This is a genomic window from Nocardia aobensis NBRC 100429 (genome assembly GCF_000308375.1).
GTDB classification, from domain to species: domain Bacteria; phylum Actinomycetota; class Actinomycetes; order Mycobacteriales; family Mycobacteriaceae; genus Nocardia; species Nocardia aobensis.
Genome location: NZ_BAFQ01000083.1, coordinates 1 through 13,533 on the forward strand (window position 1 = coordinate 1; position 13,533 = coordinate 13,533).

Sequence of the window (13,533 nt, forward strand, 5' to 3'; positions counted from 1 at the left end):
GCGACTGGGTGAGGTGTGTTCGTCGCTCAGTTTGCGGCGCAGTGTCGCGGGACTGACGGCCAGTTCGGCGGCGATCTGCTCGACGCCGGGCCAGTGCCGTGGTCCGCCGCGTTCCAGGATCCGGCGTACCTGCGCCGCGGTGGACACCGCATCGTCACCGCGGCCGATCACGGCCTGAGGTGCGTTGCGCAGGAAGCGCAGCAGATCGTCCTCGTCGCGCACGAGGGGTGCGGTGAGGACGGCGGCATCGAAGACCAGGGCGGGATCGGGTGCCGAAAAGCGTACCGGCGCACCGAAGATCAGGTCGTAGTCGTCGAGATCGTTGGGCGGATAGGGGACTTCGACGCGCAGCAGTCGCAGCGAGCCGCCGACCGACCAGTCCAGGAAGCGGTAGACGACCATCAGCATGGTGTCGATGATCAGGCCGTGCGGATGGCGGATATCGCTGAGGTCGAACGCGATTCGCGCTTCGCCGGCGTCGGTGCTCAATCGCAGCGGCGGGAAGCCGGGCAGGGCCTTCTGGAACATCCGGAACCGGTGCAGCGCGGCGGCGATATCGCGGGAACCGAGCAGGGCGAAGCACACCAGACGGAAGGTGCCGCGCGGCATCGGATGGCCGCCCAGTCCGAGTAGTTCGTCGTCGGTGCTGCGCCACAGTTGCTGCACCAGGTGCACGGCTTGTCCGACGGTGACGCGGGCGCGTCCTTGATCCAGCAGTTGCGGCGCGATCCCGGCTTCGGCGAGCAGTTCCCCGGTGTCCCAGCCGCGCCGGCGCGCGAGGTCGACGATCGCGTGCACCCGCCCGATGGGCAGGGTGAAGGCGGTTGACGGCGCGGGCACGCAGCGACGCTATCAACGCCGCGTTCCGATGGTGGTGACCGCCTCGGCGGCCGGATACGCCGGGTTCGTCGGTGGGCGCGACTACCATCGATCTTCCCGCCGTGGCGCGGGCGTTCCGGTGTCGGAAGGAGTGCGATGAATCCTGCGACGATGGCCTCCTGGCAGGTGGTGCGGCCAGGCCCGATCGACGAATCCCCGCCGGTCCGCACCCGGATCCCGATTCCGGAGCCGGCCGCGGGCGAGGTGCTGGTGCGGGTGCTGGCCTGCGGGGTGTGCCGCACCGATCTGCATGTCGCGGAGGGGGATCTGGCGGTGCATCGGCAGCGGGTGGTGCTCGGCCACGAGGTCGTCGGGGAAGTGGTCGCGGTGGGTGAGGGAGCGACGGCCGTCGCGCCCGGTGACCGGGTCGGTATCGCGTGGTTGCGCAGCACGTGCGGGGTGTGTGCGTACTGCCGTCGCGGCGCGGAGAATCTGTGCCCCAATTCGCAGTACACCGGATGGGACGCCGACGGTGGTTATGCCGAATATGCCACGGCGCCTGCCGATTACGTGTATCCGCTGCCTTCCGGGTACGCCGATGCGGAGTTGGCGCCCTTGCTGTGCGCGGGCATCATCGGCTATCGGGCGCTGCGGCGGGCGTCGTTGCCGAAAGGGGGACGGCTCGGCATCTACGGCTTCGGCGGGAGCGCGCATCTGGCCGCTCAGGTCGCTCTGGCTCAGGGCGCCGAGGTGCACGTGATGACCCGTGACGCGGCCGCGCGGGAGCTGGCCCTGGGGCTGGGCGCGGCGTCGGCGCAGGGTGCGGCCGATCCGCCGCCGGTGCCGCTGGATTCGGCGATCCTGTTCGCGCCGGTCGGTGATCTCGTCCTGCCCGCGCTGGCGGGGCTGGATCGAGGCGGTGTGCTGTCGATCGCCGGCATTCACCTCACCGATATTCCGGCGCTGAATTATCAGCGTCATCTGTTCCAGGAGCGTGAGGTTCGTTCGGTCACCGCCAATACCCGCGCGGACGGACGCGAGTTCCTGGAGTTCTGCGGCCGGCATCGGATGCAGGTTCGCATCAACCCCTATCCGCTCGAATCCGCCGACCGGGCCCTGGCCGATCTGGCACACGGCCGGTTCGCCGGTGCGGCGGTGTTGCTTCCCGGAGCCCGGTGACCGCGGTGGCACCCGGTACCATCGAATTGGAACGTGTTCTAATTCATGACCGGGCCGGCGATGCGGGAGGATGCGATGGCGGCAGAGCGGCAGACGGCGGGCAATGGTCGCGGGGCGGCCGGCGGGCGATTCGGCACCCGCGTATCGCGCACGAACTCGGTGCCGGCGGGCCGGATGGTGGATCTGCCCGGGCGCGGGCGGACCTATCTGGTCGATATTCCCGGGCCCGAGGGCGCGCCGACGGTGATCCTGTTGCACGGCCTGGTGACCACCGCGATGCTGAACTGGTTCCCGGCTCTGGCGGAGTTGTCCGAACACTATCGGGTGGTGCTGTTCGACCAGCGCTGGCACGGGCACGGAATCCGTTCGCCGCGTTTCGATCTGAACGATCTCGCCGACGACGTCGTCGCGGTGGCGGAGCTGACCGGCGTGGAGCGGCCGATCCTGGCCGGGTACTCCATGGGCGGTATCGTCGCCCAATCGGTGGCGCACCGGCGGCCGGACCTCGTCGGCGGCCTGGTGCTGTGCGCGACGACCTACCGGTTCCGGGAGAAATGGCGTGAGCGGCTGTTCCACGGCGGTATGGCGCTGGTGGCCGGGGTGATGACCGAGACGGCCGGGCGCCGAGTGGCGGAGGCGGCGAACAGGCTGCCGCATATGCCCGAAATATCCTGGGAGACAGGGCGAATGGATCGGTGGGCGCTGGCCGAGCTGCGCACCACCAGCGGGTGGGCGATGACTCAGGCGATCGCCGAACTGGGGCGCTTCGATTCCTCGCCGTGGCTGTCGAGCCTGGATGTGCCCACGGGCGTGGTGATCACGACACACGACCACGCGCTGCCGGTCTACCGGCAGCTGGAAATGGCGAAAATGATTGCCGGAGCGGAGATTTTCCTCGTCTCGGCCGGACATGCGGCCTGTGTACTCGAGGCGGACGCCTTTGTCCCTGTACTCCTCGAGGCCTGCGCGGCGGTGGCCGCTCGGCGGGAGAGCTGACGCGCTCAGCGCTGGGCGTTTGCCGCCTTCAGGAGCGCTGAGATGCTGTCGTGGACGGCGTCGGCCATCCGGTCCGGATCGGGGACCAGTTCACGGCAGGCGATGAAGCCGAAATCGAGGTCGCCGTTGGCCGACAGCACCGTGACGTTGAGGCCCGCGCCGTGGAACACCGGGCCGAACGGGAACAGTGAGTCGATGCGGTGGCCGAGGAAGTACAGCGGCTGCTGCGGTCCGGGCACATTGGAGATCACCAGGTTGTGCACCACCGGATGGCGTTCGGCAAGTTTGAACGACGAATAGGCGCGCACCGCGATCCGGAAGGTGTTCGGCGGGGCGTATTCGGCCCAATCCTGCAGGAAGTCCGCACCCAGGACTTCGTGTTCCTCCTTCGCGCCGACGTTGCCCTCCGCGATGAGCCGCAGTCGTTCCACCGGATCCTCGACGTCGGTGTAGAGCTGAGCGAACAGGGTCGACACCTTGTTGACGCCGCGTTCGTGCCGTGAGGTCTCGTGGGTGGAAACGGGTACCGAGGCGATCAGCGAGGTCTCCGGCAGTTCGTCGTGTTCGCTCAGATATTGCCGAAGCGCCCCCGCGATGACGGTCAGGACCACGTCGTTGATCTTCACATCGAACGCCGCCCGGATCTCCTTGATGTCGGCGAGCGGGGCGGTGGTGAAGGCGACGCTGCGATGGCGGGTGATGGTTCGGTTGAACGGCGTGCGGGGCGCGGTGAACGGCAAGGCCATGCCCTGTTTGTCGGCACGCCGGCGCTGCACCATCCCGCCCAGCTTGCCCAGTGTCTTCGGCACCATGCCGACCACGCCGAGTTTCGCCGGCATCCGCACCAGCCCCTCGGCGGCGAGGGCGAGATCGTTGGGCTCGCCGGACTCCGTGTGGTTCTCGGCCGGCGGATCGGGGTAGCGCACACCCGGTTCGGCGTCGCACAGATACGCCATCATGTTGGCGCCGGTGACGCCGTCGACGGCGGCGTGATGGTATTTCGAGACCACGGCGACCTTGCCGTCGGCCAGGCCCTCGATCACCCACATCTCCCACAGCGGCCGGTCGCGGTCCATCGGTTGCGCGGCGATGTCGCCGACGAGTTCGGCCAGTTCCTTCGGCCCGCCGGGGGAGGGCAGCCCGAGGCGGCGGACGTGCCGGTCGAGGTCGAAGCCGGTATCGGTGACCCAGACCGGGTGGTCGAGGTCGAACGGGACCCGATGGACGCGGCGGCGCATGGAGGGGATCAGGTGCAGGCGGCGCCCCAGTTCCTCCTTCAGCGCGGTGAATTCGTAGTTCGTCCCGTCGGCGGGCGGGTCGAGAATCAGCAGCGCGCACACGTGCAGCAGTTGGGTGTCGGTCTCCAGGTACAGAAAGCTGGCATCCAGCCCGGTCAATCGCTCCATACCTCTAGACTATTAGAACACGTTCTAGTTTTGGCCGAAACGGCCGGGGAGTTCGGTCACATTCCGGTGGGTTTCGTGCCAGCGATCAGTTGCGAGACGGTCACGAAACCGTAACCGCGCGAACGGAGTTCCGCGACGATGCGCGGAATCGCCGCCGCGGCGGCCGGTTGGTACATCGCATGCAACAAGATGATCGATCCCGGCCGGGCGCGGTTCACCGTGTCCGAGACTATGACATCGGTGCTCGCGCCACCGGTGGAATCGGATTCCACATCCCACATCACGGTGGTGCGGTCGTGATCAGACAGATACCAGGGCAGCGCGACCAGCTTCTTGCCGTAGGGCGGGCGGAAGGTCACCGGGCCGTGGTACCCGGTGCGCTCGATTTCGGCATCGGTGCGCTCGACCTCGCCGCGGACCGTCGCGGGAGTGACGAATACGAGCCGTCGATGGGTGTAGCTGTGATTACCGAGCTCGTGCCCGGCGGCCGCGATCTGCGCGCCGTAGTCGCGATGGGCGGCCAGGTCACGGCCGACAAGATAGAAGGTGGCCGGAATATGTTCAGCGGCAAGTGTTTCCAGGATCGCCGGGGTGCGGTCGGTGGGGCCGTCGTCGATGGTCAGCGCGACGACCTTTCCGGCAGTGTCGACGCGGTGGACCACGCGACCGGCGACCTGGAAGGTCCGCGAATTCATCAGGACGTAGGTGCCGGCCGACAGCACCGCCGCGAGGACGACGACGAGCGCGCCGCCGAGCAGAAGCCTGCGTTTCACCGGCGAAACCTACCACCGGACACCGGGTCCGGTGGTAGGTGCGGATTCACCAGTGCAGGCCGGGCAGCCGGTTGATGATCCGAGCCGCGGGGGTGGGCAAGCCCATCAGTGGCTGCACCACCGGTGCGAGCGCCAGCAGGGGGCTGCGGCCGCCGGTCTCGGTCGTATCGCTCGATGCGGTGCGGCCGTGCCGGGCCGCGGCGGAGTCGGCGGTCCGCCGGAAGCCCTGGTGCAGAATGGCTTTCTTCACCGAGGGCATCACCGTGTCGATGACCTGGGCGAAGGTGCCGATCGGTGTGTCGATGCGCGCGGGGCGCTCCTCGAGGGCGCGCACCACGATCGCCGCCGCCTGTTCGGGGCTGTGCACCGGCAGTGATCGGTACATCTCGGTCGGTGCGATCATCGGGGTGCGCACCAGCGGCATCCGCACCGAGGTGAAGGTGATGCCGGCGTCGGCGTTCTCGACCGCCGCGATCTCGCTGAAGGTGTCCAGCGCCGATTTGCTCGCCACGTAGGCGGCGAAACGCGGCTGTTTGGTCTGCACCGCGATCGAGGAGATGTTGACGACGTGGCCGAAGCGGCGTTCCCGCATGGCCGGCAGCAGGGCCAGGATCAGCCGCACCGCGCCGAAGTAGTTGACGGCCATCGTCCGCTCGAAATCGTGCATGCGATCGGTGGAGTTCAGCACGGAGCGACGGATGGAACGTCCGGCGTTGTTCACCACGTAGTCGACGTGGTGATGGTCGGCGAGCACCTGCTTGACCAGCAGCTCGACCGCCTTCTCGTCGGTGATGTCGCACGAATAGCTGTAGGCGTCGCCGCCCTGTTCGCGCACCTGGGCCGCCGCCGCCTCGAGTTCGTCGATCCCGCGCGCCACCATCAGCACCGTCGCACCGCGGCGCGCCACCGCATGCGCGGTCGCCAGGCCGATACCGGAGGAGGCGCCGGTGATGAGCACGATCCGGCCGCGCAGCCGGTCGCCGCCGCCGTGCCGGCGTGCCCGGTCGGGATCCAGATGTGCGCGCCAGTACCGCCACAGATTTTCGGCGTAGGTGTCGAAGGCGGGGACCTCGAGGTCGATGCGGCGCAGCAGCGCCCGGGTGGAATCGGAGACGAATTCCGACGCGAACGACGTGTGCGGGGCGACCTCGGCGGGAATACCGAACTGGCTCAACAGGAAATCACGCGCCGCGGTGACACCGGGCAGGCGGTTCAGCGTCGCCAGTGCGGTGTGACTGCCCGGAACCGGGCCCACGCCACCGGATGCGCCGGCGGCTCGCGAGAGCGCGCTGTAGATCTCGGTGAACGGCTGCGGACGCGGATTGACCAGGTGGAAGGTGCGCTTGTTCAGACCCGGTCGGCCGATCAGTTCGACCATCGCCTGGGCGACGTAGTCGACCGGGACGATATTGGTCGCGCCCAGATCCGGCAGCGGCAGCGGCAGCCCGCCCGGCAGTGCGGCCAGCCGCGCGATGGCGGGGAAGAAGTAGTACGGACCGTCGATCTTGTCCATCTCACCGGTGCGCGAATCGCCGACGACGATCGCCGGGCGATACACCCGCCAGCGCAGTCCCGTGCTCTCGCGCACCAATCGCTCGGCAGCGAATTTCGTTCGGTGATAAGGAGATTCGAGGTTCTGGCCGAGATCGAAATCGTCTTCGAAGAATTTTCCGCGATGGTCACCGGCCACCGCCACCGACGAGACGTGGTGCAGCATCGCACCCAGTTCGGTGGCGAGCGCGATCACCGCGCGGGTGCCGTTCACGTTCGCCGCGTAGGCGGATTCCTCATCGGCGGTCATGTCGTAGACCGCGCCCAGATGTACCACGTGCTGCGCGGCCGGCGGTTCGTCCACCAGCCCCAAACCCTGGGCCGTCAGGTCTCCGACCAGCGGAAACACTCGGTCGGTGGCATTCCATCGGGTCGCGAGCTCGGCCAGTTTGGCCGCCGAGGCCTCACGCACGAGCACGTGCACCACGGCGTCGGTATCGGCGGAGAGGAGTCCTTCCACCACGCGCCGTCCCAGAAAACCCGTCCCACCGGTCACGATATAGGTAGCCATTACCCCTCCTTGCATGTCGAACATGTTGTTGCACAACGTTGTTCGTCCGACATGCGTCGGTGGATGCGGACTGAACGAAGCGGCCTCTATCAGAATCGAGGGCGCTGTAGGAACCCCTGCGTGCCTAACTGGTGAGTAACTTTAGCTGGCGGCGACTTGTGCCCGCAACCAAACGGCGCCCCCTGCGGTGTGGGACTGGTCACCACGTGGGAGCGCCGATCGGTATGTGTAACAACGATTTTGATGTAACTCAGAGACGCATCTGGCTATCGACTAGCGACCTTCCGGTCGGCTGTCCAAGAACGCCGGAGGAGGGTTCAGCCCTCGCGGCGGACCGGGAATTCGCTTGCCAGATCGGCGAATACGGCAGTATTCAGATCGAAGGCGCGCCGGCACTCGCCGAGCACCCGCTGCTTCTCCAGATCGTCAACGGCCAGTTCGTCGAGCAGGGTGCGGTAGCCGCGCTTGAAGGCGGCCGGATTCGCGATCTGATCGAAGACGTAGAAGCGCACACCGTCGCCCCGCTTGGGCAGCTGCCACAGCTTCGCCGCGGTGCCGCGAATGACCTGGCCGCCCGACAGATCGCCCAGATAGCGGGTGTAGTGGTGGGCCACGTACCCCGCGGGCCAGTGCAGCGCACACTCGGTGATCCGGGCGGCGTACTCGGCGGTGGCGGGCAGGGCGGTGATGTCGTCGCGCCACTGTGGCCCGCCCAGATGTGCGAGATCGTCCTCGAGATGGGCCAGGCGCGCGAGTTCGGGCCGGATGAACGGACCGGCGACCGGATCGTCGGCGAGCACGTCCCAATGCGCCTCGAGTGCCTGATAGATGTGCCAGAGCTGGCCGGTATAGCGATAGAACGCGCTGACGTCCAATGCGCCGCCCAGCATGTCGCTCATGAAGGTGGAATTCTCGGCGCGCTCGTGCTGTTCGGCGGTGGCGGAGCGGATCTGCGCGGAGAACGGCACGGGCTGCTCGGTAGAGGTGGCGTCCGGCATGATCGGAGATTTCCTCGCTTCGTAGGACGACAAGTATGGATAACCTAACTTCGCCTCCGACGATACCGGCCCGAGAGCGCGCCGGAATCAAACTTTCGGACGAGAAACCCACGCGCGGCCGTGCAGGCGGCGACCAGCGGCTGCCGGTGAACTGCCGTTTCGTCGCCAGCGGCGGACGGGTGAACAAATCGTGCAAACCTCATCGTCTTTGCGAGTTTTCCGCCATTTTCGCGGAGGTTTGCACGAAAAGTTCAGCACGACCGCCTCCGGCCGTGTCCGTGTCGATCGGCGCACCGTCCCGGCGGTGGACACGGATCGTTCGTGAGCGCGGTCTTCCCGCTCGAGCGGGGCGCCCATGCGATTCCGGCGGCAGAACCCTTGCGGATCAATCGCTTTGGGGCGGGCGATCGTATTTCTCGATCGTGGCTTTCGACGTCGATCGGTCCTGCAGGACCAGCTCCCACGGCCCCACGTTCACGTCGAAGTTCTTGCCGAAGCCCACCCACTTGCCCGCCAACCGGGTGGCGGTGAGCTCCGACAGCAGCTGGATCGCCCCGAAATAACGTGCCCCTTTGTAGTAGCCGCTGGGGGCCGTGGTTTCCGACCAGGTGCCCGTCGCGATATGCCCGTCGAGGGTGAGGTCGAGTTCGAGTGTGCCCGCCGCCGACTTCGGCAGGCTGCGGACGGTGAGCCTCTGTTCGTGCTGGAGCACGACCACGTAATGCGACGACGTGAAGGTCTGTTCGCGGCCGGAGGAGTAGAACTCATAGCGGGACAACCAGATTCCGGAGTACGTGCCGGCATTGGGCTGCGGTGCGGCCTGGCCGGGATGGCGCTCCCGGGGGACGTCGCCGATGGCCGAGTGGACTTCATGGCCGGCCGTGTCGTCGCCGGACAGGCTGCGTCCGGCCATCACCGCGCCGAATCCGAGGCTTTCGATGGGCAGGCGCATCACCTGTTCCAAGGCCCGCGCATGTGACGGGCGGGGATGGGCGGTCGCGCCGGATTCCCATCGCTGGACGAGTCGTTTCGTCGCGCTGACGCATCCGGCCTCGCGCAACATGCGGGCGAGATCGTCCTGGCTCAGTAGCCGTGCCGTGCGGGCGGCGCGCAAGGCGACGTTCGGCGTTCCCATGCGCCCACCGTAAAGCAAATGACGCCTGAATGTCGCCCCATTTGTGTACCGATTGACGCCGCTTTCGTCGTCGCCCGAAGGCGGCGGTCCGCGCGAATCTGGACGCGGCCGCGGTGGCGAGGGCTTCGGTTTCCGGCGCTGCGGCATTCCGAACCGGACAGCGAGGGGAGTGTGCGATGTGGATGTTGTTCTTGCTCACCGTGGGATTGCTCGTGTTGACCGTCGCGCTGGTACGCGCTCCGCTGCGTGGCGAGGTGCGTCGCCGGGATCAGCGGTCGTGAAAGATGTGCTCCCGGTCGCGCTGGGCTGGGTGCATCCGGAGTCGCCGTGTCTCGACTGGGATATCGCTCAGGTGCGGCGGCTGGCGGAGCGGCTGGGCTATCGGCTGGTGTGGGTGCCGGAGGCGAGTCGGATACCGCTCGCCGATCAGGTCCGCGCGGCCGGTGCCGAAGTCGTAATCGCACCGTCGGCAGAGCATTTCGACTTCCTTGCGCTGAATTCGGTGATGGCGGTCGCCGACGTCGAGACCGTGAACCCGCGACTCTCGTTCTCGCGATGGGCTACCGGATGGCAACCCGGCCGGGAGCCGAAGTAGGGGCGGGGTGACGATAGGAGTTGCGGCGCGTTCCGTCGGCGCGGGTCCGGTGTGGCGGAACCGGTGATTTCCGGGCGTTCGCCCGCCGCGGGCGAAGAGAACTATTCGGGCGAAAGCGGCGAGTTCGGACAAGCTCGGACAAGTCGGGCGCAGGGTGGCGCGTCCGAGAGGCCTTGTGTTACAACGGTTTTACGCATCGTTCACTAAGCTAACTAAATTTTGGAGAGGCGGCGGAATGTGCGGAATCGCGGGCTGGGTGGCGTTCTCGGACGACCTCACCCGGCAGCAGGGGGTTATCGATGCGATGACCGAAACCATGGCCTGTCGCGGGCCGGACGGGCGAGGCACCTTCGTTCGTGAACACGCGGCACTGGGGCACCGGCGACTGGCCATCATCGACCTGCCCGGCGGCGCGCAGCCGATGACCGTGCCGACCCCGGCGGGCGACGTCGGCATGGTGTACTCGGGCGAGGCCTACAACTTCCGGGAATTGCGCGACGAACTGCGTGCTCTCGGGCACACCTTCGACACCGACAGCGACACCGAAGTGGTGCTGCACGGCTACCTGCAGTGGGGTGAGTCGGTCGTCGACCATCTCAACGGCATGTACGCCTTCGCGATCTGGGACGAGCGCCATCAGAAGCTGGTCATGGTGCGCGATCGGATGGGGATCAAACCGTTTTACTACTACCCGACTCCCGACGGCGTGCTGTTCGGCTCCGAGCCCAAGGCCATCCTCGCCAACCCGCTCGCGGCCAAGGCGGTCGACCTCGACGGCCTGCGCGAGCTGTTCGCCATGACCAAACAGCCCGGCTGGTCGCTGTGGAAGGGTATGGCGGAGGTGCTGCCCGGCACGCTGGTCACGGTGGACCGCAACGGAATTCGCACCCGTACCTACTGGCGGCTGCATGCCGTCGAGCACACCGACAGCCAGGAGCGGACCGTCGCACGGGTGCGTGAATTGCTGACCGATATCGTCGATCGCCAGCTGATCTCCGATGTGCCACGCTGTGTGCTGCTGTCGGGCGGGCTGGACTCGAGCGCGATCACCGGACTGGCCGCGGCACGGCTCGCCCGCGACGGCGAGCAGTTGCGCACCTTCTCGGTGGATTTCGCCAACCAGGAGCAGAACTTCGTTCCCGACGAGATGCGCGACACCCCGGATTCACCATTCGTGCGGGAGGTGGCGGCGCTGGTGCGCTCGGCCCATCGCGACGTGATGCTGAATCCGGCCGATCTGGCCGATCCGGCGGCGCGGCGCGCGGTGGTTACCGCCCGCGACATCCCGGTCGGTTTCGGCGATATGGACACCTCGCTCTATCTGCTGTTCGCGGCCATCCGGCAGCAGTCGACCGTGGCACTGTCGGGGGAGTCGGCCGATGAGGTGTTCGGCGGGTATCGCTGGTTCCACGACGAGGTGGCGCTGAAGGCGGACAACTTTCCGTGGCTCGCGTTCAACAGCGCCCTGACCGGCGACGCACGCTGGCAGATCCTGAACCCGGCCCTGCGTGAACGGCTGCGGCTCGAGGAGTTCGTCGCCGACCAGTACAGCGCCGCGGTGGCCGAGGTCGAGCACCTCGACGGCGAATCCGAGGTCGAACACCGGATGCGGACCGTCTGCCACCTGCACCTGACCCGATTCGTGCGCACGTTGCTCGACCGCAAGGACCGCGCGTCGATGGCGGTCGGCCTCGAAGTGCGGGTCCCGTTCTGCGACCACCGCCTGGTCGAATACGTCTACAACACCCCGTGGTCGCTGAAGACCTTCGATGGCCGGGAGAAGAGCCTGCTGCGGCATGCGGCCGAGCATGTGCTGCCGGAATCGGTCGTGCAGCGGGTCAAGAGCCCGTACCCGTCGACGCAGGATCCGGGCTACGCGGCGGTGCTGCAGCAGCAGGCGAAACACGTTCTCGCCGAGAGTGATCCACGGCTGTTCGAGCTCATCGACCGGCAGTGGCTGCAGCGGGCGGTCGCCCTCGACCCGGCGGGCCTCGACAGCGCCGTGCGCGCCGGATTGGACCGCATCATCGATCTGCACACCTGGCTGGAGCTGTATTCTCCGCAACTGCGGCTGGATTGAGCGCTCCCTCGGGCCGGCTCCGACCACGCGTCGAGGCCGGCCCGGACGCTGTCCGCGCTGTTCAGAGGTGGTGCCGGAGATTTGCTGGGGTACCGGAACAAGCTCGTGAACATTATTTACTAATAGGTGTTCACAAAACGGGTGTGGTGTGGTTCACTCCTAGGAACGTGTTCCAAAGGAGGTACCGTGTCCGCGCCGTCTCTGCCGTCCATCAGTCACGATTTCGATTTCACCGACCCCGATCTGCTCTCGCAGCGCCTGCCCGTGGCCGAATGGGCCGAACTGCGCCGCACCGCTCCGGTGTGGTGGGTCGACCAGCCCAACGGAGTGAGTGGCTTCGACGACGGCGGCTACTGGGTGGTGAGCCGGCTCGACGATATCAAGGAGATCTCGAAGAACTCCGAGGTCTTCTCCACGCAGGAGAACACCGCGGTGATCCGCTTCAACGGCGAGATCACCCGCGAGGAGATCGAGATCCAGCGGGCCATGCTGGTCAATACCGATCCGCCGGCGCACGACAAGCTGCGCCGCATCATCTCGCGCGGCTTCACCCCGCGTGCGGTGGAGAGTCTGCGGGCCGCGCTGCGCGAGCGCGCCGAGCGGATCGTGCACGAGGCGAAGAAGACCGGCGGCGGCGACTTCGTCCAGCAGGTGGCCTGTGAGCTGCCGCTGCAGGCCATCGCCGAACTTCTCGGCGTACCGCAGGAGGATCGCGGCAAGCTGTTCGAGTGGTCCAACCAGATGATGGGCTACGACGACCCCGAGTACGCCGACAGCTACAAGATGGCCAACGCCCAGGTCATGGGCTACGCGTGGAACCTCGCCGAGGAGAAGCGCAAATGCCCGGCCGACGACATCGTCTCCCAGCTGCTCAACGCCGATGTCGAGGGCGAGGCGCTGGGCTCGGAGGAGTTCGCGTGGTTCGTCATCCTGCTGGCCGTGGCAGGTAACGAGACCACCCGCAACGCCACCACCCACGGCATGAAGGCGTTCGTGGACAATCCGGCGCAGTGGGAGCTCTACAAGGCCGAGCGGCCGCGCACCGCGCCCGACGAGATCGTGCGCTGGGCGACCCCGGTGATCGCGTTCCAGCGAACCGCGTTGTCGGACACCGAAATCGGCGGCCAGGCCATCAAGAAGGGCCAGCGGGTCGGCCTGTTCTACTCCTCGGCGAACTTCGACGAGGAGCGTTTCGACAAGCCGTTCGAATTCGACATCATGCGAAACCCGAACCCGCACGTGGGATTCGGCGGCACCGGCACCCACTACTGCGTCGGCGCCAACCTGGCCCGGCTGCAGCTGGATCTGATCTTCAACGCCATCGCCGACGTGATGCCCAACCTGCGTGAGGTTTCCGAGCCGGTCCGGCTACGCTCGGGCTGGTTGAACGGAATCAAGAGCTGGCAGGTCGCCTACGAGTGAGCGCCGCGGCCGCCGGGGCAGCACCCTCGGCGACCCCGGTCTCCGGCGGCCCAGGACACAGTGTGCGC

Annotated in this window: 11 protein-coding genes; 5 read left to right on the forward strand and 6 right to left on the reverse strand. The window is 67.1% G+C overall.

The annotated features are described in order from the left end of the window. Positions 1-840, reverse strand: an 840-nt coding sequence (locus RJ03_RS10930) for an AraC family transcriptional regulator (protein ID WP_051024554.1), incomplete at its 3' end; no start/stop codon positions are given. 150 nt (positions 841-990) lie between these two features. Between RJ03_RS10930 and RJ03_RS10935 the strand changes: the two genes are divergently transcribed. Both RJ03_RS10935 and RJ03_RS10940 read left to right on the forward strand, forming a co-directional pair. Beyond that, a complete protein-coding gene (locus RJ03_RS10935; RefSeq protein ID WP_036500972.1) occupies positions 991-1,998 on the forward strand; it encodes a zinc-binding alcohol dehydrogenase family protein in 1,008 nt (335 codons plus the stop codon). 45 nt (positions 1,999-2,043) lie between these two features. Continuing rightward, complete coding sequence (locus RJ03_RS10940) at positions 2,044-2,994, forward strand: alpha/beta fold hydrolase (protein WP_245552240.1); 951 nt, start codon at positions 2,044-2,046, stop codon at positions 2,992-2,994. Positions 2,995-2,999: 5 nt separating this feature from the next. Here RJ03_RS10940 and RJ03_RS10945 read toward each other — a convergent pair whose 3' ends face one another. The 5 genes from RJ03_RS10945 to RJ03_RS10965 all read right to left on the reverse strand — a co-directional run bounded on the left by RJ03_RS10945 (position 3,000) and on the right by RJ03_RS10965 (position 9,368). Beyond that, positions 3,000-4,400: a WS/DGAT/MGAT family O-acyltransferase gene (locus RJ03_RS10945; RefSeq protein WP_036500925.1), complete on the reverse strand. Its 1,401-nt coding sequence runs from the start codon at positions 4,398-4,400 to the stop codon at positions 3,000-3,002. Positions 4,401-4,456: 56 nt separating this feature from the next. Beyond that, positions 4,457-5,173: a polysaccharide deacetylase family protein gene (locus tag RJ03_RS10950; protein ID WP_036500927.1), complete on the reverse strand. Its 717-nt coding sequence runs from the start codon at positions 5,171-5,173 to the stop codon at positions 4,457-4,459. Between the two features lie 46 nt (positions 5,174-5,219). Further along, positions 5,220-7,235, reverse strand: coding sequence for an SDR family oxidoreductase (locus RJ03_RS10955; RefSeq protein WP_036500929.1), 2,016 nt, complete (start codon positions 7,233-7,235; stop codon positions 5,220-5,222). A gap of 317 nt (positions 7,236-7,552) precedes the next feature. Beyond that, positions 7,553-8,233 carry a biliverdin-producing heme oxygenase gene (locus RJ03_RS10960; RefSeq protein ID WP_051024555.1) on the reverse strand — a complete coding sequence of 227 codons (681 nt, stop codon included), beginning with the start codon at positions 8,231-8,233 and terminating at the stop codon, positions 7,553-7,555. A 385-nt stretch (positions 8,234-8,618) separates the two neighbouring features. Further along, positions 8,619-9,368: a helix-turn-helix domain-containing protein gene (locus RJ03_RS10965; RefSeq protein WP_036500931.1), complete on the reverse strand. Its 750-nt coding sequence runs from the start codon at positions 9,366-9,368 to the stop codon at positions 8,619-8,621. Between the two features lie 277 nt (positions 9,369-9,645). Here RJ03_RS10965 and RJ03_RS10970 point away from each other — a divergent pair, with 277 nt between their 5' ends. The 3 genes from RJ03_RS10970 to RJ03_RS10980 all read left to right on the forward strand — a co-directional run bounded on the left by RJ03_RS10970 (position 9,646) and on the right by RJ03_RS10980 (position 13,465). Then, positions 9,646-9,963 (forward strand): hypothetical protein, encoded by a 318-nt coding sequence (locus tag RJ03_RS10970; RefSeq protein WP_245552241.1) that lies wholly within the window; start codon positions 9,646-9,648, stop codon positions 9,961-9,963. A gap of 235 nt (positions 9,964-10,198) precedes the next feature. Beyond that, positions 10,199-12,043 (forward strand): asparagine synthase (glutamine-hydrolyzing), encoded by a 1,845-nt coding sequence (gene asnB, locus RJ03_RS10975; RefSeq protein WP_036500933.1) that lies wholly within the window; start codon positions 10,199-10,201, stop codon positions 12,041-12,043. 186 nt (positions 12,044-12,229) lie between these two features. Next, entirely contained in the window at positions 12,230-13,465 is a 1,236-nt protein-coding gene (locus RJ03_RS10980; protein ID WP_036500934.1) for a cytochrome P450, read from the forward strand. Positions 13,466-13,533: the final 68 nt, after the last annotated feature.